Source organism: Nonomuraea sp. LPB2021202275-12-8 (genome assembly GCF_037044575.1).
Taxonomy (GTDB): Bacteria; Actinomycetota; Actinomycetes; order Streptosporangiales; family Streptosporangiaceae; genus Nonomuraea.
On sequence record NZ_JBAHWD010000003.1, the window covers coordinates 193,624 to 220,461 of the forward strand.

Consider the following 26,838-nt stretch of genomic DNA (forward strand, 5'->3'; position numbering starts at 1 on the left):
CTCCCTTATCCGGGCAGCCGGAGCAGCTTGAAGGAGGTCGCGATCTCGTCGAACTCCGCGCCGCGCGCCGTGAAGCAGTTCGCCTGGCAGGTGATGAGCATGACGGAGACGGTGCCGCCCTGCTCGTCGAGGATCGCGGTGTGGTCGAACGTCTGCGTCGTGGCGCCGATCTGATAGTTGAAGCGCACCCGGACTCCCCTGGCGCCGTTGTCCAGGAGGATCAGCTGATCGCTGATCGGCTCGAACCGCTTGAACAGCGGCGGGCGACCGGTCTGCAGGGCCTGGGTGAGGTAGGCGGTGCGCATCTGCTCGGTCACCGGGAGGATGAAGTCGCGCAGCCGGTCGAGCGAGACGGTGGCGCGCTGTTCCTCGGTGAGCTTGTGCACCGTGGCGTAGACGAACGGCTCCCGGGAGTCGAAGAGATGGTCGAAGGCCGGCTCGGGAGACTGGTCGAAGGCCGTGGACCAGACCCGCTGCTCGCGCAGCCGGGCCGCCTGCGAGTCGGGCCGGACTCCGCTGAACACCGTCTCCAGCGGGTCGGCGTCGATCTGGGCGAAGGAGGCGGGCACCTTGAAGTAGGTGGTGCCGTCCCTGTCACGCACGTAGATGAATTCCGGCTGCCCGCACGCAGACAGCATGAGGATCACGGCCAGGAGCGCGACCCAAGCCCGCGTCTCTTTCACCAGGGCTTACCTCCGCTATACGAGGCACCGCAGTTGTTGTGCCCGCTTTCGCCTCAGATGAGCCGCCCCGGCGGTGGGAAATCTTGACCAAATCTTGGCCGACCTTCGCCTATTTTGTTACAGATCATTTCCGGCGAAACAGGAGATCCGCTCGCGACTTCCCGCCCAGCCATTGGTCGGCTGCGCGAAGTGGCTAAAGATGGGAGGACCCCCTAGCACGACCGGAGCGCGAAGATGACAGACCCGGCGATGGAGACCGTCGACTCCCATGGAATGACCGCGGAGCGCGCCTTCGCCGACGTCTGGTCGCGGGACACGCTCTCGGTCCGGAGCCGCCGCCTGCTGCTGCTCGGGCTGCTCGTCGGCCAGGGCCTCGACGGGCAGGTGGACGTCCAGCTCGACGCCGCCCTGCGCACCGGAGACCTCAGCGAGAGCGAGCTGCGCGAGGTCGTCGTCTTCCTCACCCACTACGCGGGCTGGTCACGTGGCGCCCGGCTCAGCACCCAGGTCGAGGAGCTGCTGCACCGCGTCAGGCAGGATCGATCCGGTAGAGGGGCCCCTCCAGGCTGAGCGCGTAGAGCTCGCCGTCGAGCCCTTCGCCGAACGACGAGAGCTGCTCCACCCGCCCGACCTCGGCCTCCTGGTCGAGCTCCTCGACCGGCGCCGCCTTGATCCAGCCCGCGCAGAAGTCCCCGTACAGGAAGTGGCCGCGCAACCAGTCGATCTTCGTGCCCCGGTAGACGTAGCCGGCGATCACCGAGCAGTTGCCTCCCTCGTTCAGCGGGTAGGCGATGACCGGGTCGACGAGCTCGGGGGCCTTCCCCTCGCTGAAGCGCTCCTTGCCCTCGCGCAGGCTCCAGCCGTAGTTCTCGCCGCCTTCGGAGCCCGCCGGCTGGTAGTCGATCTCCTCCCAGCGGTTCTGGCCGACGTCGCCGATCCACAGATCGCCGCTCTCGCGGTCGAAGCCGAACCGCCACGGGTTGCGCAGCCCGTACGCCCAGATCTCGCGCCGCGCGCCCTCCTTGCCGACGAACGGGTTGTCCGCGGGGATCTTGTACGGTTTCCCGCGCGGGTCGATGCGCAGGATCTTGCCGAGGAGCGTGCCCAGGTCCTGGCCGTTGCCCTGCGGGTCCCCGCCGCTGCCGCCGTCGCCGAGCGCGATGTAGAGGTGGCCGTCGGGGCCGAAGGCGAGCTGGCCGCCGTTGTGGTTGGCGTACGGCTGCCGCTGGGTGAGCACCTCACGCCTGGCCGTGGCCCTGCCGCCGTCGTAGGCCCATTCGGTCACGTGGGTGGTGCCGGCGGTGTCGGTCCAGTCGAGGTAGAGCCAGCGGCCCGTGGGATGGAACGCCACGCCCAGCAGTCCCTGCTCGTTGCCGCCGCTCACCTCTTTCGACAGGTCGACGACGGTCTCGCCGGTGCTGGTGCGGAGTCTGCCGCCCTGCTCGGCGACGTAGAGCCGCCGGTCGCCCCGGCGCACCGCGAACGCCACCGGCCGGTCGAGCTCGGCGATCTTGGTGAAGCGGAGCTTTCCCGGAGTCGTCCGCTCGGTCCCCTCTTCCGGCGACGGCGACGGCTGCGGCGTCGGGGAGGTCGAGGTGATGGGGGGCGGCGAGGGGGATTCCGCCTGCGGCGCGGCGGCGGAGCATGCGGTCAGGGCGACGGCGAGCACGGCTACGGCGAAGCGCACGCCGCACATCCTTCCACGCTAGGCTCGCGGACGACAGGTGCCCGCCCCCGGCGGAGTTAGGGTTCAGCCATGCCTACCGCACTGATCACGGGCGCCACCGCCGGCATCGGCGCCGCCTTCGCCCGGCGCCTGGCCGCCGACGGCTTCACGCTCGTCCTCGTGGCACGCGACGAGAGCAGGCTCGCCGAGGCGGCCGACCGGCTCAAGCTGAGATACGGCGTGACGGTCGAGGTGCTGCCCGCCGACCTGGCCACCGACTCGGGCCTGTCACAGGTCGAGGCACGCTGCCGCGAGGGCGTCGACCTGCTGGTCAACAACGCCGGGTTCGGCCACCCGGGGAGTCTGCTGGAGACGCCGGTCGAGGACGAGCTGCGCATGCTCAAGGTGCACTGCGAGGCCGTGCTCCGGCTGACGCTGGCCGCGCTGCCCGGGATGAGGCGGCGCGGCCGGGGCGCGGTGATCAACGTGGGGTCGGTCGCGGGCTTCTTCACTCGCGGCACCTACAGCGCGACCAAGGCCTGGGTGCTGAATTTCAGCGAGTCGGTCGCGGCCGAGGTCGGCGGCCCCCACCTCAAGGTGATGGCGCTCTGTCCGGGTTTCGTGCGGACCGAGTTCCACCAGCGAGCCTCAGCGGACATGTCGGGGACGCCCGGCATTCTGTGGCTCAAGGCCGACAAGGTGGTCGACGAGGCCATGCGGGATCTGGCCCTCGGCAAGCGGGTGTCGATTCCGTCCCTGCGCTACAAGGTCATCGTGGCGGTCGGCCGGCTCGTGCCGCGCCGCCTCGTGGGCCTGATCTCGGGCCGGATCGGCCGCTGAGCCCGCGGGCCGTACACGGGAGGCGAAAGGGCCGTCGGTGCGGCGCTGCCGGAAATGAGGCGGGCCCTCGCCGCGGGAGGGGGTCGCGGTGAGGGCCCGTGACGGCCGCGAGCGCTGCTCGCGGCCGGGCGCGGTGGTCCGATGAAGGCGGGCGCGGGAGTCCGTGCCCGCCTCCGTCAGGCGTGCGGCCGGGTCAGCGGCCGACGTTCGCCTCGTGGCCGATGGCCAGACCGGAGTCGCTGTCGAAGAAGTGCAGGTTGTGCGTGTCCAGGACCAGCTCCAGGTTCTGGCCGGAACGGGCGTGGCTGCGGGCGTTGACGCGGGCGGTCCACAGCGACTTGTCGCCCACGAGCGGGAGCGCCGCCTCCTCGTCGTCGCCGGTGTCGGCGGCGGCGACGGTGTCCTTGTGCTCGACCGGCGGGGCGTCGATCAGGAACAGCACGTTGATCTCGGAGCCCAGCTCCTCGGTGACCTCGATCTTGACGGGCAGGGTGGCCCAGCCGTTGGCGTGGCTGCCGGCGGAGGTGGCGTCCTCGAAGTCCGACGGGCGGATGCCGAGGATGATCTTCTTGCCGATGTACTTGTCGAGGCCTGGCTTGTCGGTGAACGTGGAGTCCGGGATCGGCAGCCTGACGTCGGCGAAGGTCACGGCGGCGCCGCCGTCGCGCACCAGCTCGGCGGTGACGAAGTTCATCGACGGCGAGCCCATGAAGCCGGCGACGAAGAGGTTGACCGGCTTGTCGAACAGGTTCTGCGGGGTGTCGACCTGCTGGAGGAGACCGTCGCGGAGCACGCAGACGCGGTCGCCGAGGGTCATGGCCTCGACCTGGTCGTGGGTGACGTAGACGGTCGTGACGCCGAGGCGCTCGTGCAGGGTGTTGAGCGAGGCGCGCATGGACACGCGGAGCTTGGCGTCCAGGTTGGACAGCGGCTCGTCCATGAGGAAGGCCTGCGGCTCGCGGACGATGGCGCGGCCCATGGCGACACGCTGGCGCTGACCACCGGACAGGGCGGCCGGCTTGCGCTTGAGGTAGGTGTCCAGACCCAGCATCTTGGCGGCTTCGCCGACTCGCTGCTGGATCTCCGCCTTGGGCATCTTGCGAAGCTTGAGGCCGAAGGCGAGGTTCTCCTCGACCGTCATGTGCGGGTAGAGCGCGTAGTTCTGGAAGACCATCGCGATGTCGCGGTCCTTGGGAGGCAGGTGGTTGACCACCTTGTCGCCGATCGAGATCTCGCCGCCGCTGATGTCCTCCAGACCGGCGATCATCCGGAGCGCGGTCGACTTACCGCAACCGGAGGGGCCGACCAGCACCATGAACTCGCCATCCCTGATCTCAAGGTTGAGCCCGTTCACGGCCTTTACGCCACCGGCGTAGATCTTGTCGACATTGGTCAGAACGATGGATGCCATGACAGTCCTTCGCGCTCCAGGGCGTGGCCCCGATGTTGTGCGGAGTATCCACTCACGTGGATACGTTTTCAAGCATCTCACCTGAAACGGACATCAGTGTCAAGGGTTTGCGCGTGACCAGCCGATCTCGACACCTCGTACTTCCGGAACGACGGAAAGCATGATGGAATCGTTTCCATGGAGAAGCGGGCAACGATCAAGGACGTGGCCGAGGCGGCGGGGGTGGGCGTCGCCACGGTGTCCCGGGTCCTGTCGGGCGGCTCGGCCAGCGCGAGCACGAGGGAGCGGGTGCTGGCGGTCGCCGCCCAGCTCGACTACCGCCCCAGCGCGCTCGGCCGCAACCTGCGCCAGCGCCGGACCGGCGGCATGGGGCTGCTCGTGCCCGACCTCACCGACACCTTCTTCGGCCAGCTCGCCGAGGGGGTGCTGGCCTGCGCGCGCTCGGCGGGCGAGCCGGTGGTCATCGGCTCCACTGGTGACGATCCCGAGCAGGAGTCCGAGCTGATCGGCATGCTGCTGGAGCAGAGCGTGGACCGGGTGATCGCGGTGCCCTCGGGCGACGCCGACACCTGGGGTCCGGCGATCAGGGCGGGCATGACGGTGGTCTTCGCCGACCGGCAGCCCGCGGGCGCCCAGGAGCCCGCCGGCGGTTCGGCCGCCGGCGACCTCATGCTGCTCGACGGCCTCGCCCCGGCCCCGCCCGCCCGTCCGGCCGCCCGCCCGCTGGAGGTGCCCGCCGTCCTCGCCGACGACAGGGCGGGGATCCGGACGGCGGTCCGCTATCTGCGGGGGCTGGGCCACCGGCGCATCGCCTTCCTCGGCGGTCCCGGCCATGACCGGCGGGTGGCGGCCTTCCGCGAGGCCGTGGGCGAGCCCGTGGACGAGGAGCTGATCGTGTTCGCCACGGGCAGCCGCGACTCGGCCTACGCCGCCGCCTCCGGCCTGTTCCAGAGCCGCCCGGACCTGTCTGCGGTGCTCGCCGGCGGCAACGTGCTCGGCGAGGCGGCGGTGCTCGCGGCCAGGGAGCTGGACCTGCGGGTGCCGCGGGACGTGTCGCTGGTGATGTACGACGACGTGCCGTGGGCCGAGCTGTGCGCACCGCCGCTGACGGTGATCGCCCAGCCCGGCCGCGACATCGGCTATCGCGCGGCCGAGCTCGTGCTGCGGGCGGCGAGCAGGCGTCCCCGGACCGTCGTGCTGCCCACGGAGCTCATCGTCCGCGGAAGCTGCGGCCCCCGCCGCTGACTCGCGCGGCCTCGGTGAGGCTCCGCGGGCCTCAGAGCAGCTTCTCGATGGCCGAGACGAGGGCCGGGTCCTCGGGCGTCGTGCCGGGGCGGAAGCGGGCCACCACGGCGCCGTCACGGTCGACGAGGAACTTCTCGAAGTTCCACTGCACGTCGCCGGCCTCGCCGTCGGGGTCCGGGGTCTCGACCAGGCGCTCGTAGAGCGGGTGCCGGTCCGGGCCGTTCACCTCGCCCTTCTCCAGCAGCGGGAAGTCGACGCCGTAGGTGGTCGAGCAGAATTCCTGGATCTCCTCTGCGCTGCCGGGCTCCTGGCCCATGAACTGGTTGCACGGCATGCCGACCACGCTGAACCCGCGGGGTCCGTACTCCTGCTGGAGCTTGACCAGGCCGCCGTACTGCGGCGTCAGGCCGCATCTGGAGGCCACGTTCACGACGAGTACGGCGCTGTCGCCGGCGAGGTCGGCAAGGGTGGTGGGCACGTCCGCCAGGGTGCGGACCGGAATGTCTCGAACGCTCATGGTCCGACCCTATGAGACCGGCTCCGCGCGCACACTGTGACGCGGTCCACACATATCCCCTAAAACGCCAGAACAGCCCCAAGTCGCGATCTTCATCTGTTACCTACTTTTTCATGGTCAATTCGCGATAAATACGGCATGTCCGGCAGGGTGCAGCGGTCCCCGATTCCTCCGAAAGGGAACCCGAATGCCCATGCTCCGCCGTACCAACGTCCTCCTTCTGAGCGCCACGCTCATGGCGGCGGGCGGCGCCACGGCCGCACAGGCGCAGAGCTCCCAGACCGGTGCCACGAGCGCCGGCAGCACGACCACGGCCGCCTCGAAAGCCGTGAAGAGGGCCGGCAAGAACAAGGCCCTCGCCAGGACCATGGTGGCCAAGCGCGGCTGGGCCGCCTCCCAGTTCAGCTGCCTGGCGAGGCTGTGGGCCAAGGAGAGCGGCTGGAACCACCGGGCCGGCAACCGCTCCTCCGGCGCCTACGGCATCCCGCAGGCGCTGCCCGGCCACAAGATGGCCACCAAGGGGCGCGACTGGCGCACCAACCCGCGCACGCAGATCGCGTGGGGTCTGAGCTACATCAAGCAGAGGTACGGCACGCCGTGTCGCGCGTGGGGCCACTTCCAATCCCACAACTGGTACTGATCCAAACCCCAGGCTTGCGCACGTTTCGCGGCAAGCACGCACCATCGAGGCGCCGGGCCACACCATCACGGCCCAACGAGAGCGCCCTTTGTCGACAACGGTCGGACAAACACCTGTCCTTCGCGTGTCCCGGGTCCTGATTACCGGTGGCGCCGCGTACTAGAAACCGGTGCAAGAGGACATGTCGTGGAGTCCTCCGGGCCACCCAGCTCGCTGGGCGGAACAGGATCCCGGAGGACCGCGCGGGCCCTGCGCGTCCGAGCCACGGACGCGCAGCGCCACGGCGCCGGGGAAGCATGAGCGCCCGCCCGCACACGACCCGACCGCGAGGATCGAGTTGAACAGCAAGCGCGCACTGAGCAGAGCATTCGTCACCGTCACCGCGTTCACCGCATTGGGCGGGACCGCGTCGACCTCTCTGGCCGAGGCCGAGCACCGGGCGAACGCCTGGGACGCCCCGGTGGTGAAGACCGGCACGTGGCGGACCTCCGCCCAGCCGAAGATCACCGCCGACCGGCCGGCCAGCAGCAGTAAGGGATTCGCACTGGACCAGGTGGTGCAGCGGGCGTGGCCGCTGCGCGAGTTCCGGTGCCTGGACAACCTGTGGACCAGGGAGAGCGGCTGGAACCACCGGGCCTACAACAAGTCGTCAGGCGCCTACGGCATCCCGCAGGCGCTGCCCGGCGGCAAGATGCGGGGAGCCGGCCCGGACTGGCGGCACAACCCCGAGACCCAGATCCGGTGGGGTCTGGCCTACATCAAGGGGAGGTACGGCAGGCCTTGCGGCGCCTGGGGACACTTCAGATCGCACAACTGGTACTGAGACGGCATGGAGGGCATCCGTGACTCACCGGGTGCCCTCCCTCCGTGAAGGGTGCACGGCGATCGCCTGGATCAGCAGCTCGACCCCGAACTCGAACTCGGCCTCGTGATCACAGCTGCCGAGCAGCGACGACAGCGCGCTCACCTCGGGGAACAGCGCCGGGTCGACCTCCTCGGCATTGATCATCTTGGTGTGGACGGGCGCGAACGTCGGCGTCACCCCGACCTCGCGCAGCAACGATCCCACGATGAACGCGATGAACAACCGCAGCACCCGCACGGCGTCGATCCCGTCGAACCCGGCACTGCGCAGGGTCGCCAGAGCCCGCTCGACGGGCAGCAGGCCCGCGTTGGAGTGGAGCTGCCGGCTGACGACGAGCATGGTGGAGCGCGGGTGGTCGTGCGCGATCTGCCGGAACGCGCGAGCCTGCATCCGCACCCGGTCGGTCCAGTGCGCGTCGGGGTCGTCGGTGAACTCGATCTCGCTCAGCACGGCCTCGGCCACACCGTTCAGCAGCGCGTCCTTGTTGGGCACGTGGTTGTAGAGGGACATCACACCGACGCCGAGATCCGCCGCGATGCGCCGCATGGACACCGCGTCGGCGCCTTCGCGCTCGATGAGGTCGATGGCCGCGGCGACGATGCGCGCCCTGGACAGGGGCTCGGTGGTCATAGCTCATTCTATTGACGGACGTACAGCGTACGTGCAAGCCTCGATGTGGACGTACGGTGTACGTAATCCCCCGGAGGTCCCATGTCGACGCACGATCTCTACACCATCCCCGCCGAGCTCTCCACCTGGAACGTGGACATGGCCGGGACGAGCAAGTTCACCTGGGAGTACGACGACGGCAGGGACCGGATGCTGGCCTTGTACCAGAAGGGCAAGGACAAGCAGTGGGACTCCACCAAGCGCATCGACTGGGACCTCGAAGTCGACCCGTACGACATCCTCGGCATCCCGGACAACACCATCGCCATCTACGGCACGCCGCTGTGGGAGCGGATGGACGACAAGACGCGCAAGGACGTCCGCCTGCACAGCGCGTCCTGGCAGTTCTCCCAGTTCCTGCACGGTGAGCAGGGGGCGATGATCTGCTCCGCGCGGATCGTCGAGTCCGTGCCCGACCTCGACTCCAAGTTCTACGCCGCCACCCAGACCATGGACGAGGCCCGCCACGCGGAGACCTACGCCCGCTTCCTGCAGGAGAAGGTCGGCCTCGCCTACCCCATCAACCAGCACCTGAAGGCGCTGCTCGACAGCACCCTGAGCGACTCACGCTGGGACATGCCCTACCTCGGCATGCAGGTGCTGATCGAGGGCCTGGCCCTGGCGGCGTTCGGCGTGATGCGTGACATCACCACCAAGCCGCTGCCCAAGCAGATCCTCGCCTACGTCATGCAGGACGAGGCCAGGCACGTCGCCTTCGGCCGGATGGCGCTGCGCGACTTCTACAAGAGCCTGTCGGAGACCGAGCTGCGCGAGCGCGAGGACTTCGTCATCGAGGGCTGCTACCTGATGCGCGACCGGCTGCGCGGCAGGGAGACATGGGAGAACCTCGGCCTGTCCAAGGCCGAGGTGGACGAGGCGATGAAGGCCGTGGACGAGTCGGAGTACCTCAAGCTGTTCCGCTCCCTGCTGTTCAGCCGCATCGTGCCGTGCGTGAAGGACATCGGGCTGTGGAGCCCCCGGCTGCAGCAGGCGTACGCCGACATGGGCGTGCTGGACATGGCCGGCCAGTCCCTCGACGCGCTGATGAAGCAGGACGAGGACATCGCCGACAAGCTCGACGAGGCCCGCTTCGCCGAGGAGGAGGCCGAGCGCCACGCCGAGGTGTCGGACACGATCGGGCTCGGCTCCATCACCTGACGGGCGCATCAGCCGCCCCACCTCGGGAAAGGGCACCGGAGACAGCGGTGGGCCTTTCCCGAGGGAGTTGCACATGTCCGTTCCAGCCCGCGCCGCCGGCACGTTCGCCATCGGCGGCAAGACCGTCCACCGCCTCGGCTTCGGCGCCATGCGCCTCACAGGCCCCGGAATCTGGGGCCCGCCACGCGACCACGCCGAGGCCGTGCGGGTGCTACGCCGCGCCGTCGAGCTCGGCGTCGACTTCATCGACACCGCGGACTCCTACGGCCCGTCCGTCAGCGAGGAGATCATCCGCGAGGCGCTGCACCCCTATCCCGACCAGCTCCTGATCGCCACCAAGGCCGGCTTCGTCCGCACCGGCCCGAACGAGTGGCACGAGCTGGGCCGCCCCGCCTACCTGCGCCAGCAGGTGGAGATGAGCCTGCGCAGGCTCGGCCTGGAGCGCATCGAGCTGTTCCAGCTCCACCGCATCGACCCGCTCGTCCCCATCCCCGACCAGCTCGGCGAGCTGAAGGCACTCCAGGACGAGGGCAAGATCGGCGCGATCGGGCTGTCGGAGGTGGACGTCGATCAGCTCGAACAGTGCCGCAGCATCGCCGACATCGTCACCGTCCAGAACCGCTACAACCTGGCCGACCGGCATTCGGAGAAGGTTCTGGAGCGCTGCGAGCAGCAGGGGATCGGGTTCGTCCCCTGGTTCCCGATCGCGGCCGGCGCCCTGGCCAGACCGGGCGGCCTGGTGGACCAGGTGGTGCGGGCCACGGGGGCCACGCCCGCGCAGGTGGCGCTGGCCTGGCTGCTGGCCCGGTCGCCGGTCATGCTGCCCATTCCGGGGACTTCGACCGTCGGCCATCTGGAGGAGAACGTGGCGGCGGCGAGCGTCACGTTGACGGAGGAGCAGGTGGCGACGCTCTCGGCGGCGTGACCTCGTGCCAACCGGCGATGTGCCTCTGGAGCAGCGGGTGGATGAAATGGTAGTTCTCGGGAGCGATCTCGCGGAGCACTCCCGCCTCGACCATGGCATGGAGCACGCTGGGCACCTGGACACCGCGGATGCCGGACTCCCGGAACACCGCCCTGATGTCGGCGTCACCGCTGCCGAAGGCGTCGCGCTGCCCCGCTGCCAGCAGGCGGGCGACCTTGCCCAGCGCGGCCGCGACGGCCTCCGCGTCGAATCCTTCGGCCGACCTGTTCACCGCCCGCCGTGCGTACCATGGCAGGAAGTACACCGGCTCCTCCGGCAGGTCGTCGATCCACCCGGTCCGCGTGGTGAGAGTCGAGAGCATCTGGGGTGAGCTCAGCAGTTCGGGCGACACGCCAAGGAGACGACTCGGCTCCACCCGGTGGGAGGACAGGAGGCCATCCAGGCGGCGGCGAGCCTCCTCCCCGGGCACGCCCAGCAGCTCGACCATCTGGAAGCCCAGCTGGGCCGCTGGGGAGTCGCGTGCCGGACGGACGCGATCGATCATGATGATCCCCGCGCCGGTCGTCCCGGCCCAGCGCATGACCAGCTGCACGAGCTTGGTCCAACCTGCCGTCGCGTCGAGCTCGTCCAGCCCGTCGAGCACGAGGGTCAGCAGGCCCCGGTTGACCATGGCGAACGCGTCCGGCATGGATATCTGGTACTCGTCCACCAGAGCATGCGTCAGCGACCGCTCGACGGTGGAGAAGTCGGCCTCGAGTGTGCGGAAGGACAGGAGAACCGGGAGCCGGCCACTGGCGCCTGTATTGATCATGTGTCGAGCCAACCGGGCGGCGAGAACCGATTTGCCCACCCCCGGCGGGCCAGTGATCATGAGTTTGCCGGTGCCACGAGCCAGGATCTCGTCCAGACCGGCCGGGTGAGCGACCTCCTCTTCCGCGAACCGGACGACCGGAGGCAGCAGCTCGTGCTCGGCGTCGCAGACCTGGTCCACGCGCCCGAGCACGCCTTCCGCGAGGGCCTCGAGCGCGGACCCGAGCGCGCGCCGGCTCGGGCGGCCGAGTTCGGCGGCCGCCTCCGGGAGGACCGCGCCTGGATGAGCCGCGGACTCAGCAGGCGGCTGGATCGTCAGATCGCTCGGCTCCGGCACCGGCGACGCCTTCACCAGGTCGATGTAGGGACTGACGTCTTCCGGCACGCTCTCGCGGATCTCCCGGACGATCTTCAGCGGCAGCGGGTTCCAGTCGGGCAGCTCGTTCTCGCCGGCGGTCTCGATGTCCTCGGCGATCCGCTTCAGCAGTGTGGGGTCCTCGGCCAGCTTCGTGTAGAAGTCGCCGTCCCCATCTCTGATCAGCAGGACGGCGGCGAGAATGGCCACGTCATAGTCGTCGAGGTGGTCATCCAGCCCTCTGTCCCTGGCCACGCGGTCCTGCAGGGTGAGCACGTTGACGAAGCGCTTGATGGCGCGCGGGTTCCACCGCAGCCCGCTCTTGAGCGAGGGGGCGGCGTCCTTGAGGTCGGCGCTCAGCAGACCATCCAGATAGTGGTCGAAGTTGTCTTCGGACAGTCTGGGCATCTCGAACGGCAATTGCACGATCTTGTCCAGGTAGTCGCCGCCCGGATCCTGATACTTCTCCCGCACCGCGGCGAGCAGCGGCTGCTTGGCCACCGCGAGCACGAAGACGCAGTTGTCGCGGTTGAAGTGCAGCTTCAGCGCTTCGAGCAGCGCGGTGATCTGGTCGGCGTGGCAACGGTCCAGATCGTCGATGAAGACCACGAGCCGGCTCTTGCCGAGGGCGGCCAGGGCGTCCCGGATGAGCAGGTCCAGATGCTCGTCGAGCCGCGCGCGTTCGGAGCGGATGCGGAAGTTCTCGGCGTCGTACTCCTCGAAGGATCTGCGTACGTCCGCGACGTTGAGTTTGATCGACGCCGACAGGACGAGGGAGCCGAGGACCTCGGAGATCGTCTTCAGGGTCCGCCTGACGTGCTGCCTTCGCTCCAGGCCCAGCTGAGTGACGATGGCATGCAGCAGCGGCAGAACCGGATTGTCGTCATGGTGGTGCCGCCACGGGTCGAACCACACCTGGGCGCAGCTCGCATCCTCTTTCACCTGGTCGCGCACCTGCATGAGCATCGAGGTCTTGCCCGTCCCCCATTCCCCGAAGACGCCGATGACCAGCGGCGGGGTCTCGTTGCGGGCCAGCCTTGCCAGATACTCGGCATACTCCGTCCGGTTCAGCTTGTCCTCGGCCGCCGGCTCGTCGCTGTGCGTGTACCTCGGCGAATCGGCCGGCTGCCCCGGTGGGGGTTGCTCCAGAGGCACCTTCCGTCCATGTGCCGGACGCCGCCACCACAGGAGCACCGCCGCACCCGCCACCAGGAGGGCGCCGACGATCAGCGCCAGGCGGTAGCGCTCCAGGAACGGCGCCACGGTCACGCTCACCTGCCGCCTGTCGATTCCCGCGGCCGAGATCAGGACGAGCTGGCCGTTCCCGGCATGACGCCGCTTGCCGGGAACCATGACCATCGTGGCCGTGCCACCGGGGCCCAGGTGAACACGACCGCTTCCCTCGATGGCCAGCGCATCGGCGATCGACCCGGCGATCCGCACCTCCACATCCACGGCGGCGCCCGGATTGACGAGCGTGATCTGCCATCTGCCCCCCTGCTCCAGCCGCTGCAGAGGGATGGAGAGCCGGTCCTGCTCCAGGAACTGCGGCCCCGCGGAGACGTGGGCCGCCACTCCGACCGGTAAGCACAGGAACGCGATGAGTACGACAACCAGGACACGCGAGGACACCAGCACAAGACGTCCACCCGCCATGCCTTGATTTCACCTCACAGTGGCGCACGGCGCACGTCCCGTGACCAACTGGTTATCGGCGGATCAGATCCCTTCCACGGGCTGCGCCCCCGATGATGTGGCCGGACTGGACGACAGGCTGTTCCTGATGCCGGGCACCGCGGTGACCGCGACCGCGAGCACCGTCGTGAAGACGAACAGGATGAACAGCGAGATCTGCGGCTGGACCCCGGTGAACAGCAGGGTGGCCAGCAGAGGGCCGAGCGCGACGGCGCTGTAAGTGCCCAGGCGGGAGGCGCTCACCACCCGCGCGTTCTTGTCGGCGGGCACCCGGCTGAGCACGGTCCGCATGGTGACGTTGCTCAGCCCTCCGGCCAGGCCGATGACCAGCAGCGCCGCGGCGAATGCCAGCCAGGACTGCCGGCCCGCGAGGGTGAGCCCGAGCGCCGCGACACACGCCCAGACGTGCACCAGCATCATGGATCGGCGCCGCCGCGACAGTCCCATCCATTGCGTCAGCGCGGCGGCCAGCTCGTGCTGGGCCGATCTCCGCTCGATCCTGCGCAGGATCTGCTGGCGTACCGGCGAGATGAACGCCCCGATGACACCGCCGACGCCCGCGGCGGCCAGGATCGTGCCCACGAGCACCGGGTGCAGAGCGTCAGCGGTCGCCGCGGACAGGAACACGACGATCAGGCACTGCACCATCAGATTGGTGAGTGCGGTGATGATCGTCGCGGATCGCAGGAACGGGTGACGCCACAGCTCGCTGAGGCCGGCCCGAATCTGGTTGAGCAGCTTGTCCCGCGCCGTCGTGTCCGGAGCCCTCTCCTTGGGCAGGCGGCGGAGCACCAGGCCGGCGAACAGGAATGTGCCCGCGTTGGCGATGAACGGGACGAGCGGCCCCATCCCGTACAGCAGCCCGCCGAGCGGACGTCCCGCGAGCACGACCCCTTGCAGGGTCGTCTCGTGCATGGACAGCGCGAGGCCGACATCGTCCGGTTCGACGGTCCTCGGTATCAGCGCGGTCTCCGCGACCGAGGACAGGACGGACAGCACGCCTTCGGCCAGCGCGAAGGCCATGAGATGCGCGATCTGCAACGATCCAGAGACCATGACGACGCAGAGCCCGGCCACGAGGAGTGCGCGTCCCGTCTCGCTCCACACGAGAACCCTGCGCGGCCCGAGCCGGTCGATGAGCGCTCCGGCCGGGATGTAGCACAGCAGACCGGGAACCGTCGAGGCGAACATCACCCAGCCGATATAGGCGGATGAACCTGTGATGGTGAAGGCCAGCAACGGATAGGTCACACCGAGCGTACGTGTGCTCAGCATGGAAAAGGTCGAACCCGTCCAAGCCCACCGAAAGGGTCGATGAACGGTGAATAGCGCATAGAACTGCTTAATCTGGCGCACGCCTACCACCAGAGCTTCCGAGATTCGGACTTTGGCGGCTTTGATTTCGGTTCGGCGCACGGATGAAGGCCCGAGCACTGTCGAAGACTAGAGCATTGTTGAGCGGTGAAATGACGAGCAGGAGTAAACCAGCCATCTGTGCCGCCAAAACAGACCGCAGATCAGGATGTGGGCCGCGTCAGCTGCGAATGAGCCGGTCCGCTTCGGCCGCGAGTTGCGGCGGAAGAGGCCGCCGACCGGTGCTCTGCCGTGCGCGGCGGGCCAGGCGCACCGCCTCCGGCCGGTTCCCCGCGGCCTCCATCACCCGGGCGGCGCGCAGCAGGGTCGGGCCGTCGCTCTCGCGGTCAAGTGGAGGGATGGCGCGCACGGCCTTGGAGACGTTTCCGCTCAGCGCCAGAGCGAGCGCGTAGGCGGCCCGGGTGGAGGGCCGCTCGTGCGGTACCCGGTCGAGGTCGAGCAGGGCGGGCTGCGGCCGTTCCAGATCGGAAAGGATCTCGCCCCGGGCGCGCAGCGCTTCGGGAGAGTCCCCCTTCCGCGCCAGGGCACTGTCGAGGACGTCGACGGCTCCGCTCTCTTTCCCGCGATACCACAGGGCCCACGCTAATTCGGTCTGAATGACCGATTTATCCGGACTTCGCCTTACCGCGCCGTTCAGCTCGCCGATCGCGGAATCGAATTGCCCCTGGCTCATGAGAATCCGCCCGATGGCGGTGAGAAGGGTGGCGACGGTCTGCTGGGCGCCGTTGATCGTGTCGAACATCTGAGCGGCCCTGCGGTAATGGACCAGCGCCTCGTCGAGGTCATCTCTGAGATAGGCCATGTCCCCGGAGAACGACTCGATGCGGGCCCGTAACCTCGCGTCGCCCGCCGAGTGCCGCATGGCCTCGCCCGCGTGCTTGGCGGCGAGCTCGAAAAGGCCATGATGTAACGCGTGCCGGGCGGCGTGCAGCTGATCGGCCGCCGCGGGCTGCTCCTCTTCCCGCTTCCTGAACCTGCCCCGCAGGAAGGGCCGCACCAATCTGCCGGGCACCCTGTAAAGGCCATCCGGACCCAGCCGGAGGACATGGCGTTCCGCCAGCACGCGCACGACAGGCGCGGGCAGGTCACCACCGTCCGTTCCGTCGCCGACGGCGATCTGCCGTAACAACGCGATCAGCTTGTCCACGTCACCGTGCAGATGGTCATGGGCCACCTCGACGATCCGGCCGTGGCAGAAGTCGGTGAGCACCTGGTCGGAGTCCACCAGGTCGGCGGAGGTGATCGGCCGGCTCCACCCCCGAACCTTCTCCCAGAGGGTGGAGCACACCGCCTGGAGATGGACCGGCTCGACGGTCGGCAAGCGAGCGGACAGGGTGACCCGCAGATCGTCGACCAGTTCCTCCGCCGCCCCAGGCTCGAACTCCCGCCCCAGGCCGTCGAGCGGCCTGCGGCACGCGTGCAGGGCCGAGGAGACGTTCAGGGGCCCGAGAGGGTAGAGGGTGCTCCTCGTGACGTGCCCTCGCAGCCCGGCGTGGTCCAGGAGGGGCGCGAGGTGTTCGTCGGAGATCACGATGAGCAGGCGCAGGGGCAGCCGGCCATCGAGGGCGTCGGCCAGTTGGTCGAGAAGGTGCGCTTGGTCCACCGGTCCGGAGCCGAACACCTCCTCGGCATGGTCGATGGCGGCCATGACAGGCCGGCCCTCGGGACTCCAGTGGTATCGCCTGAGATAGGCCGCGACCGTGAGTCCGGAGAACTCGGTCGGAATCTCGTGTGGCGACCACGACGACAGCAGGGAGAAGACGCGCGAATCGCTGTCAACAGGGATGAGCCCGGCAGGCACGGACAGCGGCCGGAGAACACTGCCCACCGGCAGCACCGGCCCGTCGTCCAGGCGCGGCAGCACTCCGGCCGCCAGGAGCGAGGTCTTCCCCACGCCCGGGGGGCCGTGCAGAATGGTCAGCCGGTTGTCACACCAGCGCGCCGCCAGCTCGGCGGCTTCGCGGTCACGGCCGAAGAATGTCGCGCGATCCTCCCGGCGAAATGGGCGCAGGCCTACGTATGGCTTCGGGTCGCTGCCGCTGGAAGTCATCGCCACATCCCGCTACCCAGGCATTTCATCGAGAATTCGCTCATCAGCTCAGCATCGAATGACGACCTTGCAATCCTCTTGCAGAATCATCGGCGCCCCTCAACCGTACTCGCTCGACGCCACCCATGCATCAGGCTGAACCGAGAGCGTGAATATGATGCGCCACTCACCTCATGCCGATCTACGCTTCCATCAGGCATGACGTGCGAGATCAGAGAGCTGACTGGAAACCCGCTACCGTGCCGCCTCCCTCTTCCGCGCATCTCTGCAGCGCTCTGGTGAGAGCGGGGATCCGGAGACTCTTCAAGCGCTCCAGATCGATTTCACTGACATCGATGAGACCGGTCGCGTTCTCGTCTACCATGCGCTCTCCCTATAACCTATTTACGGTCACCCATAAACACTGCCCGATTATCCTGTGCATGGTCACGCGGCTTCTCTTATGTCATTTTCTATCTACACTCCGCCAGAATCAATCGTAGGATCGAATTTAGACGGGCTGGGAGGTGGAGGCGACGTGGAGGAGCGGGCCGGCACACAGGCATCGGCACGGATGCCGGTGATCTGGGGGAAGATCCCAGGTCGCAACAAGCACTTCACCGGACGCGAAGAGCTGCTTACGCAGTTGCGCGACAGCATGCTGACCACGGCCAAGGCCGCCGTCGTGCCGCTGCCTCAGGCGCTGCAGGGACTCGGCGGTGTGGGCAAGACCCAGCTCGCGATCGAGTACGCGTGGCAGTACCGCGGCTTCTACGACCTCGTGTGGTGGGTGCCCTCCGACCAGCCGATGCTCGTCCCGAGCACCCTCGCGGCGCTCACCGACGAGCTCAAGCTGCGCCCGGCGGGCAGCATCGGCATCGAGGAGGCGGCCGCCTCGGTCCGGGACGCGTTGCAGCGGGGAGATCCGTACGACAGCTGGTTGCTGATCTTCGACAACGCCGACGAGCCGGAGCAGATCAGGGATTTCCTTCCCGAGGGTGGTCCCGGCCACATCCTGATCACCTCCAGGAACAGCCGCTGGAGCGGTGTGGCGGAGACCGTGCCGGTGGATGTCTTCTCCACCACGGAGAGCGTCGCCTTCCTGCGCAAGCGACTGCAGCGCAACGTGGACGAGAAGGAGGCCGAGCACCTCGCGCACGAGCTGGGAGACCTGCCTCTGGCACTCGAGCAGGCGGCGGCTCTGCAGGTCATGACCGGCATGTCGACCGAAGACTACGTCGAGCAGCTGTCCAAGCAGACGCGGACCCTGCTGGGCATGGGCAAGTCGACGGAGTACCCGCACTCCATGACGGCGGCGTGGCAACTGTCGGTCCACGAGATCGAGAACCGGCTGCCGCAGGCCGCCGAGGTGCTCCGCTGCCTCGCCTTCTTCGGCCCGGACCCCATCCCGCGAGACGTCTTCCGCCGTGGCAACAAGAGCGGCGCCCGGCGTATGGGGCCGCTCCTGGCCAACCCTCTCCTGCTCACCCAGGCGATCGCCGAGCTCAGCCGGTTCGCCCTGGTGAAGGTGGAGCAGGATGCCGGCACCGTCCAGGTGCACCGGCTCGTCCAGGCGCTCCTGCGTGACTCGCTCAACGAGGACCAGCGCAAGGAGATCAGGCACGAGGTGCACCAGCTGCTGGCGAGCGCCGCGCCCACCGACCCCGAGGACACCGGCCAGTGGCAGGACTTCGAGGCGCTCGTCACTCACGTACGCCCCTCAGGCCTGATGCAGTGCGGCGACGAAGAGGTGCAGTCATTCGGCATCAACATCGTCCGCTATCTGTATCGCGCGGCCAACTACACCTCGGCCAGAGCCTTCGCCCTGGAGTTCCTCGACCATTGGACCTCGCCATCCGGCCCGGCGAGCCGCAACGTCCTGCAACTGCGCAGACACCTGGGCAACGTGCTCTGGCAGATGGGTGCGTACAAGGAGTCATACGAACTCAACGAGGCGACACTGGACCTCATGCAGAGCGAGTTCGGCCCCGATCACGAGGAGACGCTGCGCGTCGCCCTCACCTACGCGGCGAACCTGCGCTCCCAGGGAAGGTTCCGCGAGGCCTTCGACCAGGACACCGGGTCGCTGGCGGCTCATGAGCGCGAGTTCGGCCGGGACGCCCCCGCGACCATGCGCGTGATCAACAACCTCGCGCTGGATCACGCCCTGCTCAGCGAGTACGAGTCCGCCCGGGAGTTGCAGCAACTCGCCTACCTGGAGCAGAGCGGCGCCAAGGAGGGAGTCAGCAAGTGGGACGTGCAGATGTCCTGGAACGGACTCGCCCGGATCGTGAGATTGTGCGGTGATCACGCACAGGCCTGTGACTTCGGAGAGGAGGCCTATGCCTATGGCCGCCGGGAGCTGCAGCTGGAGCATCCTCTCACTCTGATGACGGCCAGGGACCTGTCCATCGCCAGGCGCCGGACAGGGGACATCACCGGTGCTCTCGAGCTCATCGAGGAAACCTACGCCCGGCTGTCCAAGCTCCTGGGTCCGGATCACCCCGAGACGATGGCCGCGATGGTCGCGCTGAGCAACACCCTGCGGCAGGCGGGGCGTCCGGACGAGGCGCTGGCGCTGGCCGGCAACGTGTTGCCCCGCTACCGGAACGCCTTCGGCGAGAATCATCCGTTCGTCTACGGGTGCCTGATCAATCAGGCGCTGCTCTATCGTCTGCGCGGCGACGTCCGGCAAGCCGAAAAGCTGGATCGGGAAGCGTACGAAGGCCTGAACGCCACCGTTGGCGCCGATCACGAGTACACCTTCGACAGTGCGATCAATCTCGCGAGCGACCTGGCCGCGCTCGGGGACAGCGGCGGCGCGCGCGAACTGGGCGAGAAGACCTTGGCACATGTGCGGCAGTTCTTCGGCGAGACGCACCTGCTGTCGCTGTCGGCTGCCGTCAACCTCTCCATCGACCTGCGCGCGTGCGGCTCCACCACGGCGGCGGACACGCTCTACGAGACCACGATGAGGCACTATGCGGAACACCTCGCCGCCGACCATCCCGAGCGGATCCACGCCACCGCCGGAAAGCGCTTCGACTGGGACTTCGACCCGGTGACGCTATAGAGCCCGGCCGTTGCGGGCGATCCAGGCCGCCCGATGCGCCGCTTCCTCCTGCCCGGCGACATCCTGAGCCTCGGCGGGGACCGGCTCCGCCAGCCATGCCGCCAGGGTGCGCCGCATGGCGGTGACGAACCGCTTGCCCGGCGGCGTGAGGCAGCCGCTGTCCAGCAGAGTCCCCACGGCGTCGAACGCGCACTCCCGCCAGCGGGCGAACTCGATGTGCGGGCGCAGATCGGTCTCGAACGCCCGCCGGCGCCGCCAGAAGCCGGACACGCCCAGATATGCGTACGCGCCCTGGATCAGTCCCGACAACGGCCGGGGATCGTCACGCCACGCCGCGTAGTGCAGGCTCTCGTCCGGTTCGAGCAGCTCCACGATGTCGAGCACGGCGCCGAGTTTGGCGTGCTGAACCTCGTGCGCGAACGTGGACGCCAGCCATCGCCCGTCCGGTGGCGTCGACATGGCGATCGCGCCGAATCGCCCTCCGGCCGAGGCGCTGTTCATGCCCTGTGACGGTCCCTTGATCGGCGTCAGCACGGAGACGATCGCGTCGGCCTCCGCCGCGATCGTCCAGTGCTGCTCCCGCAGCATCTGCCATGCCGACTCCAGGCAGGCCTGCCAGCTGCGCAGCCCGGCCTCGGGCAGGCGCTCCTCGATCACCGTGTCGCCGGGCCACCGGTAAGGGTCGAGATCGTCCACCAGCGGGGCGAACGATCCGTCCCGGGTACGCACCCGATGCAGGGGCTGCCACCCGGGTTGCTCGCCCGCCGGCACGCGGATCCGCCTTTCCCCGGCTTCCACCGTCCCGTCAGCGTGCACACGCAGGTCCACCAGCTCCGCCGGATCGGCCGTACGGTCATGCAGCACGATCTGTCCCAGGGACGGAAGCATGATCTTGCCTCCTTCCGCGGGTGCCTCGGTCCAGCACGCGACGCCCGCCTTGAGCGCGGCCACCGCCGCGATCGCCCCGAGCCGGGGCGGAGCCATCGGGTCCGCGTTCCCGCTCCGCAGCGCTCGGAGCGTGTGTCCCGCCCAGCCGCCGACCGCCGGATACCCCAGCACGTCGCGCACCACCGCCGGCCGTTCCTTCTCGATGTCCGCGAGCACGTCGTAGGCGTGGTCGACCGCCTTGGCATGAGGGTGACCGTCACCGCTCGCCAGCCGCGCCACCCCGAGGACGAGCAGACGGTGCTTGCTGCGTTCGGCCGACACGAGATGGCGTGCGGCCGCTGCCCCACCGCCACCGGCCGCCAGCCGTGCGAGCACCTCATCCGGTAACCGATGCGGCCGTGGGTCCATGGAGTTCCTTTCAGCGCGAGGATCGCCGTAGGTCATCGACGAGACGGGAGCGGATGTGGCCGATGAGCCTGTAGAGGTCGTGGCAGTAGACCGACGGATTGCGGAATCCCGTGCCCGGCCGGTAACGATGCGGATAGAGCCCACCGCCACAGACCCGGGCGAAGCGGCAGGATGTGCAGGTGTCGCTCAGCGCTTCCCAGCCGAGTTGCCTGGCCACTATGCCGGGATGTCGCAGCGCCGCGTCGAGGGCGTGGTCGACGATGTTGAGGCCGGTGGCGGCGGCGCCGTGCCGCACCACTTTCAGCGAGTCGGTCTGCTCGATCGTGCCGTCGGTCTCGATCACGACCAGGCTTGACGGGGTCAGGCCGACCGCCTCACTGGCGGATGCGCCACCGAGCAGCAGATTGATGATCTCTTGGAAGAGCCGGACTTCCGGTCCCCCACTCGAGCCGTACCAGCGGTCGAAAACGGTGATCAGCCAGTCGCCGTACGGCGTCCGCTCGGAGTCCGCCGTGCGGCCGGGTGGCGGCGAATCCCAGGTGCCGTGCGGAAGGAGGAAGTCAATCATCGGCGGCTGGAATTGCGCCAGGGCGTCATAAGTTTCGATCGGGTCATTACCCAGATCCACCGTGCACAACAGTCCGCTGTACAAATGCCGGAAGGCCGGTCTCATCAGCAGCGCGAGCGCGCCGGCGACGTCGGCGAAACTGCTACGGCCGTCCGCGAACCGGCGGTTTCGATCGTTGCCGCGAGCACTCCCGTCCAGGCTGACCCCCACCTTGACGGCGAGATCGTCGAAGGAGCGCAGCGCCCGCTCGTCGAGGAGCACGCCATTGGTCTGGACAACGGCCTCCACCTGCACGTGGGGAGCGGCTGCCGCGCGGATGGCCGCCACGGCCTCGCGCAGGAAGGCCGGCCCCGCCAGCAGGGGCTCGCCGCCATGCAGGATCAGCCGGACGGCGCTGATCCCGTGCGCCGCGGCGTGCTCGGCGATGCGCTTGGCAGCGGCCGAGACGATCTCGGGGGACATGATCTTGGGTTGTGATCGCCAGCTCTGGTCGGCCAGCGTGTAGACGTAGCAGTAGTCGCACGCCAGATTGCAACGACTGTGGACTTTGAGGAGGAACTGACGGAAGGGGTGAGGCTGCCAGCCGTTCGCGTACATTTCGGCCAGGTCAAGAGTGGCGGGCCACTCTCGCTCTGGGTCTCCCGCGTGGAATGTCAACCTGGAACACCCCGCACCCGCCCGGAAATTTACGAGTGATTCATGATATTAGCCGAGACATGTTCAAATGAGGAGGACTTATCCGGGGACACATAAATGCCAGGACATAATTGCCATTACTTGCTGTAAAGGGCTGTGTCTCGTACTACGCCCGCGTTGACGCGAGGATCAGTACGCACCGTGGAAGCGGCGGTGCAGCTCCCGGACCTCCTCGGCGAGCTCCGGCACCGGTCCCTCCACCACCGCCCCCGGCACCACCTCACGGATCGCCAGCGTCCGCACGGGCGGGGCGGGCACCCCCATCTCCCCCAGCCATGCGGCCAGCTGCTCCGAAGACGCCACGTACACGATCCGCCCCAGCCCCACCCACCCGTGGGCGGCGGCGCACATCGGGCAGTGCTCCCCCGACGTGTACACGGTGGCCGCCGCGCGTTCCGACGGCGTCAGGTGGGACGCCGCCCAGCGGGCCAGCTCGAACTCCGGGTGCCGGGTCCGGTCCCCGGTCGCGACGACGTGGTTGTGGTCCTCACCGAGTACGGCGCCGTCGGCGCCGACCAGGACGGAGCCGAACGGCTCGTCGCCGGACTCCAGCGCCCGGGCCGCCAGTTCGACACATCTGCGCAGGTGGCGGAGGTCTGACTCGTTCATGGTGTCAGCCTGCCACGCCAACGGCAGGGGTCGGTGCCGGTTGCGCCACGTCATGCTCACCGGCGCCCGCGCCGCCGAAAATCAGTTGATCCGCCGTATTAGCCTTAGAAGGATGCCTCCTGATACGCGCTCTCTTCGTCGTCCCCTGCTCAAAACCAACTCACTGTGGCGGATGAGGTTCTATCTCCGCCCCTACGTAACCAGGCTGGTGTTCATCTGGCTGGCCGCGATCGTCGGCATCGGCGCCAGCATCGCGCTGCCCCTCGTGGGCGAGCAGGTCGTCGACGGTCCCGTGCGCGACGGTGACTCCGGAGCGCTGCTCCTGCTGGGATCGCTCGCGCTGGGGCTGGGTGTGCTCGAAGCCCTGCTGATCTTCCTGCGCCGCTGGGCGCAGATCAAGCCGGTGCTCGGGCTTGAGACGCAGATCCGCGACGACGTGTACGAACACCTGCAGCGGCTGCCGATGAGCTTCCACGGCGATTGGCAGTCCGGCCAGCTGCTGTCCCGGGTGACCACCGACCTGTCGACGATCCGCAGGTTCCTCGGCTTCGGCATGCTGTTCCTGGTCATGAACATCCTGCAGCTCATCGTGGTCACCGGGCTGCTGCTGAACAAGTACTGGCTGCTCGGGCTGCTCGTGGCGGCGTCCGCGGTGCCGATCGTGATCCTCTCGATGCGGTTCGAGAAGCGCTACATCAAGATCTCCCGCCAGGTTCAGGACGAGCAGGGCGATCTCGCCACGTTCGTGGAGGAGTCGGCGATCGGCATCCGGACCATCAAGGCGTTCGGCCGCCGCCACCATGTGTACGAGCGCTTCGACGAGGCCGCGCTGAAGGTCCACGCCACCTCGATGGACAAGGTGCGGCTGTCCGCCCGCTTCTTCACCTTCCTGGAGGTGATCCCGAACTTCACGCTGGCGATGGTGCTGCTGCTCGGCGCGCTGGCCGTGGGACAGGGGCAGCTCACTCTGGGTGCGCTGTTCGCGTTCACCACCCTGGTGCTCCAGCTCGTCTGGCCCATCGCGAGCCTCGGCTACATCCTGGCGATGGCGCAGGAGGCGATGACCTCCGCCGACCGGGTCATGGAGGTCATGGACACGGTCCCGGCGATCACCGGCGGCACCGGCAGGATCGAGCGCCCGCGCGGCCACCTCCGCTTCGAAGGGGTGGAGTTCCGCTTCCCCGGCGCGGACCGGCCGGTGCTGCGCGACGTCCAGCTGGAGGTGCGGCCGGGCGAGACGGTCGCCGTGGTGGGCGCCACCGGCTCGGGCAAGACGACGCTGACCGCGCTGGTGCCCCGACTGATCGACCCCACGGCCGGGCGCGTCACGATCGACGGGCACGACGTGCGCGACCTGGCCCTGCCCGAGCTGCGTTCGGTGGTGGCCACGGCGTTCGAGGAGCCGACGCTGTTCTCGATGAGTGTGCGCGAGAACCTCATGCTGGGCCGCCACGACGCCACCGAGGAGGAGCTGGACGGCGCGATCCGCACCGCCCAGGCCATGTTCGTGTACGACCTGCCGTGGGGGCTCGACACCCGGATCGGCGAGCAGGGCATGTCGCTGTCCGGCGGCCAGCGGCAGCGGCTCGCCCTGGCGCGGGCCGTGCTGAGCAGGCCCAGGATCCTCGTGCTCGACGACACGCTGTCGGCGCTGGACGTGGAGACCGAGGCGCTGGTGGAGGAGGCGCTGCGCGAGGTGCTGCGCGAGGCGACCGGGATCGTGGTCGCGCACCGGGCCTCCACCGTGCTGCTGGCCGACAAGGTGGCCCTGCTGGTCGACGGCACGATCACGCACGTGGGCCGTCACCAGGACCTGCTGAACGAGGTGCCGGAGTATCGGGAGCTGCTCGCGCAGGACGCCGATCTCGACCCGTCGGAAGGAGCTCTGCGTTGACGACCTCGACGACCACGTGGCGGGGGGTGGCCTCCGAGGATCAGGACGAGCTGTCGGACAAGGTCAGCGGGCTGCTGCGGGCGCGCTCCCGCAGGCTGCTCGGCGACCTGCTCACTCCGCACCGCAAGGCCATCGCGCTGCTCACCGCGATCATCATCGTCTCCAACGTGGCCGGGCTGGCCATCCCCTACCTGGTGAAGGTGGGCATCGACGCGGGCATTCCGCCGATGCTGCGCGGCACCGGGCCCGGCACGCTGCTGACCGTGGTGGGCGTCATCCTGGCGGCGGCCGTCACCCAGGCGCTCACCCGGCAGGCGTTCCTCAAGCTGTCGGGCCGGATCGGGCAGGACATCCTGCTGGAGCTGCGCAGGCGGGTGTTCGACCACTTCCAGCGGCTGTCGCTGAGCTTCCACGAGAAGTACACCTCCGGGCGTGTCATCTCGCGGCTCACCTCCGACATCGAGGCCATCGCCGAGCTGCTGCAGTCGGGCTTCGACGGCCTGGTGACCGCGCTGCTGACGATGTTCGGCACCGCGGCGCTGCTGCTGGTGCTGGACTTCCATCTCGGCCTGGTGGCGCTGATCCCGCTGCCGCTGCTGCTGCTGTTCACCCGCTGGTTCCGGCAGCAGTCGGCGATCGTCTACCGGCGCACCAGGGAGACGGTGGCGCTGGTCATCGTGCACTTCGTGGAGTCGATGACCGGCATCCGCGCGGTGCAGGCCTTCCGCAGGGAGCCGCGCAACCAGGACATCTTCGAGGAGCTCAACGGCGACTACCGGGAAGCCAACGTCAGGGCCATGAAGCTGATCGCGGTGTTCATGCCGGGGATCAAGCTGATCGGCAACGTGACCGTGGCCGGCGTGCTCTTCTACGGCGGGTGGCTGGCCTTCCACGGGGAGGTCACGGTCGGGGTGCTCACCGCCTTCCTGCTCTACCTGCGCGGGTTCTACGAGCCCATGCAGGAGATCAGCCAGTTCTACAACACGCTGCAGTCGGCCAGCGCGGCGCTGGAGAAGCTGTCGGGCGTGCTGGAGGAGGAGCCGGTGGTGCCGGAGCCGCGCGAGCCGGCGGCGCTGCCCGAGCCGCGCGGCAAGGTGCGCTTCGAGGGGGTCAGGTTCGCCTACGTCGAGGAGATGCCGATCCTGCCGGGCCTGGATCTGACGATCCCGGCGGGGCAGAGCGTGGCGCTGGTCGGCTCGACGGGGGCGGGCAAGACGACGCTGGCCAAGCTGATCTCCCGCTTCTACGACCCGACGGCGGGACGGGTGCTGCTCGACGGCGTCGACCTGCGCACGCTGGACGAGGCGACGCTGCGCGGGGCCGTGGTCATGGTGACGCAGGAGAACTTCCTGTTCAGCGGCACCGTCATGGACAACATCAAGTTCGGCAGGCCGGAGGCCTCCGACCGGCAGGTGCGGGAGGCGGCCAAGGCGATCGGCGCGCACGAGTTCATCTCGGCGCTGCCCGACGGCTACGAGACCGAGGTGGGCAAGCGCGGCGGCCGCATGTCGGCCGGACAGCGCCAGCTCGTCGCGTTCGCCAGGGCGTTCCTGGCCGACCCGGCGGTGCTGATCCTGGACGAGGCAACCTCCAGCCTGGACGTGCCGAGCGAGCGGCTGGTCCAGCGGGCGCTGCGCACGATCCTGTCCGACCGCACGGCGCTGATCATCGCCCACCGTCTGTCGACCGTGGAGATCGCCGACCGGGTGCTGGTCATGGAGCGCGGCGAGATCGTCGAGGACGGACCGCCAGACCGGCTGATCGCCGACTCGGGCCGCTTCGCCGACCTGCACCGGGCCTGGCTGGAGAGCCTCAGCTGA

Annotated in this window: 22 protein-coding genes; 10 read left to right on the forward strand and 12 right to left on the reverse strand. The window is 68.6% G+C overall.

All coding sequences use genetic code 11. The features are described from left to right. Nucleotides 1-5: 5 nt before the first annotated feature. Nucleotides 6-683, reverse strand: coding sequence for an LptM family lipoprotein (locus tag V5E28_RS07160; RefSeq protein ID WP_336205594.1), 678 nt, complete (start codon nt 681-683; stop codon nt 6-8). A gap of 234 nt (nt 684-917) precedes the next feature. On the opposite strand from V5E28_RS07160, the gene V5E28_RS07165 reads away from it, so the two are divergent. Beyond that, nucleotides 918-1,253: a carboxymuconolactone decarboxylase family protein gene (locus tag V5E28_RS07165; protein WP_336205595.1), complete on the forward strand. Its 336-nt coding sequence runs from the start codon at nt 918-920 to the stop codon at nt 1,251-1,253. On the opposite strand, the gene V5E28_RS07170 is transcribed toward V5E28_RS07165, so the two are convergent. Continuing rightward, the gene (locus V5E28_RS07170; RefSeq protein ID WP_442945782.1) at nt 1,213-2,379 is read right to left on the reverse strand and encodes a PQQ-dependent sugar dehydrogenase; all 1,167 of its coding nucleotides are present in this window, start codon (nt 2,377-2,379) and stop codon (nt 1,213-1,215) included. The two genes, V5E28_RS07165 and V5E28_RS07170, sit on opposite strands and share 41 nt — an antisense overlap. 60 nt (nt 2,380-2,439) lie before the next feature. On the opposite strand from V5E28_RS07170, the gene V5E28_RS07175 reads away from it, so the two are divergent. Beyond that, on the forward strand, nt 2,440-3,189 hold the full coding sequence (locus V5E28_RS07175; protein ID WP_336205597.1) for an SDR family NAD(P)-dependent oxidoreductase: 750 nt from the start codon (nt 2,440-2,442) through the stop codon (nt 3,187-3,189). 193 nt (nt 3,190-3,382) lie between these two features. On the opposite strand, the gene V5E28_RS07180 is transcribed toward V5E28_RS07175, so the two are convergent. Next, nucleotides 3,383-4,600, reverse strand: coding sequence for an ABC transporter ATP-binding protein (locus V5E28_RS07180; protein WP_336205598.1), 1,218 nt, complete (start codon nt 4,598-4,600; stop codon nt 3,383-3,385). 177 nt (nt 4,601-4,777) lie between these two features. Between V5E28_RS07180 and V5E28_RS07185 the strand changes: the two genes are divergently transcribed. After that, nucleotides 4,778-5,845 (forward strand): LacI family DNA-binding transcriptional regulator, encoded by a 1,068-nt coding sequence (locus tag V5E28_RS07185; protein ID WP_336205599.1) that lies wholly within the window; start codon nt 4,778-4,780, stop codon nt 5,843-5,845. A 31-nt stretch (nt 5,846-5,876) separates the two neighbouring features. Here V5E28_RS07185 and V5E28_RS07190 read toward each other — a convergent pair whose 3' ends face one another. Next, the gene (locus tag V5E28_RS07190; protein ID WP_336205600.1) at nt 5,877-6,362 is read right to left on the reverse strand and encodes a glutathione peroxidase; all 486 of its coding nucleotides are present in this window, start codon (nt 6,360-6,362) and stop codon (nt 5,877-5,879) included. Between the two features lie 187 nt (nt 6,363-6,549). On the opposite strand from V5E28_RS07190, the gene V5E28_RS07195 reads away from it, so the two are divergent. Both V5E28_RS07195 and V5E28_RS07200 read left to right on the forward strand, forming a co-directional pair. After that, on the forward strand, nt 6,550-7,002 hold the full coding sequence (locus V5E28_RS07195; RefSeq protein WP_336205601.1) for a transglycosylase SLT domain-containing protein: 453 nt from the start codon (nt 6,550-6,552) through the stop codon (nt 7,000-7,002). 337 nt (nt 7,003-7,339) lie between these two features. Then, entirely contained in the window at nt 7,340-7,825 is a 486-nt protein-coding gene (locus V5E28_RS07200) for a transglycosylase SLT domain-containing protein (RefSeq protein ID WP_336205602.1), read from the forward strand. 24 nt (nt 7,826-7,849) lie between these two features. Here the strand turns inward: V5E28_RS07200 and V5E28_RS07205 are convergent, their stop codons facing one another. Beyond that, nucleotides 7,850-8,497, reverse strand: a complete 648-nt coding sequence (locus V5E28_RS07205) for a TetR/AcrR family transcriptional regulator (protein WP_336205603.1) — start codon at nt 8,495-8,497, stop codon at nt 7,850-7,852. Nucleotides 8,498-8,578: 81 nt separating this feature from the next. Here V5E28_RS07205 and V5E28_RS07210 point away from each other — a divergent pair, with 81 nt between their 5' ends. Further along, entirely contained in the window at nt 8,579-9,694 is a 1,116-nt protein-coding gene (locus V5E28_RS07210; RefSeq protein WP_336205604.1) for a ferritin-like domain-containing protein, read from the forward strand. Between the two features lie 73 nt (nt 9,695-9,767). Continuing rightward, nucleotides 9,768-10,619, forward strand: a complete 852-nt coding sequence (locus tag V5E28_RS07215; protein ID WP_336205605.1) for an aldo/keto reductase — start codon at nt 9,768-9,770, stop codon at nt 10,617-10,619. Here the strand turns inward: V5E28_RS07215 and V5E28_RS07220 are convergent. The 4 genes from V5E28_RS07220 to fxsA form a co-directional block, all read right to left on the reverse strand. Beyond that, a complete protein-coding gene (locus tag V5E28_RS07220) occupies nt 10,576-13,440 on the reverse strand; it encodes a P-loop NTPase fold protein (RefSeq protein WP_336205606.1) in 2,865 nt (954 codons plus the stop codon). The two genes, V5E28_RS07215 and V5E28_RS07220, sit on opposite strands and share 44 nt — an antisense overlap. Nucleotides 13,441-13,503: 63 nt before the next feature. Then, entirely contained in the window at nt 13,504-14,913 is a 1,410-nt protein-coding gene (locus V5E28_RS07225) for an MFS transporter (RefSeq protein WP_336205607.1), read from the reverse strand. A 100-nt stretch (nt 14,914-15,013) separates the two neighbouring features. Next, the gene (locus tag V5E28_RS07230) at nt 15,014-16,903 is read right to left on the reverse strand and encodes a tetratricopeptide repeat protein (RefSeq protein WP_336205608.1); all 1,890 of its coding nucleotides are present in this window, start codon (nt 16,901-16,903) and stop codon (nt 15,014-15,016) included. A 211-nt stretch (nt 16,904-17,114) separates the two neighbouring features. Continuing rightward, nucleotides 17,115-17,267 carry an FxSxx-COOH cyclophane-containing RiPP peptide gene (gene fxsA / locus V5E28_RS49455; RefSeq protein WP_442945783.1) on the reverse strand — a complete coding sequence of 51 codons (153 nt, stop codon included), beginning with the start codon at nt 17,265-17,267 and terminating at the stop codon, nt 17,115-17,117. A 153-nt stretch (nt 17,268-17,420) separates the two neighbouring features. On the opposite strand from fxsA, the gene fxsT reads away from it, so the two are divergent. Continuing rightward, nucleotides 17,421-19,955, forward strand: a complete 2,535-nt coding sequence (gene fxsT, locus V5E28_RS07235) for an FxSxx-COOH system tetratricopeptide repeat protein (protein WP_336205609.1) — start codon at nt 17,421-17,423, stop codon at nt 19,953-19,955. On the opposite strand, the gene V5E28_RS07240 is transcribed toward fxsT, so the two are convergent. From V5E28_RS07240 to V5E28_RS07250, 3 genes are all read right to left on the reverse strand, one after another. Then, entirely contained in the window at nt 19,950-21,251 is a 1,302-nt protein-coding gene (locus V5E28_RS07240) for an HEXXH motif domain-containing protein (protein WP_336205610.1), read from the reverse strand. The genes fxsT and V5E28_RS07240 overlap by 6 nt on opposite strands. A 10-nt stretch (nt 21,252-21,261) precedes the next feature. Continuing rightward, the gene (locus V5E28_RS07245) at nt 21,262-22,416 is read right to left on the reverse strand and encodes an FxsB family cyclophane-forming radical SAM/SPASM peptide maturase (protein WP_336205611.1); all 1,155 of its coding nucleotides are present in this window, start codon (nt 22,414-22,416) and stop codon (nt 21,262-21,264) included. 228 nt (nt 22,417-22,644) lie between these two features. Beyond that, on the reverse strand, nt 22,645-23,124 hold the full coding sequence (locus tag V5E28_RS07250) for a nucleoside deaminase (RefSeq protein ID WP_336205612.1): 480 nt from the start codon (nt 23,122-23,124) through the stop codon (nt 22,645-22,647). A gap of 172 nt (nt 23,125-23,296) precedes the next feature. On the opposite strand from V5E28_RS07250, the gene V5E28_RS07255 reads away from it, so the two are divergent. Together V5E28_RS07255 and V5E28_RS07260 are read left to right on the forward strand one after the other, a co-directional pair. Further along, on the forward strand, nt 23,297-25,018 hold the full coding sequence (locus V5E28_RS07255) for an ABC transporter ATP-binding protein (RefSeq protein WP_336205613.1): 1,722 nt from the start codon (nt 23,297-23,299) through the stop codon (nt 25,016-25,018). Next, nucleotides 25,015-26,838 (forward strand): ABC transporter ATP-binding protein, encoded by a 1,824-nt coding sequence (locus V5E28_RS07260; RefSeq protein ID WP_336205614.1) that lies wholly within the window; start codon nt 25,015-25,017, stop codon nt 26,836-26,838. Before V5E28_RS07255 ends, V5E28_RS07260 begins: the two co-directional genes overlap by 4 nt.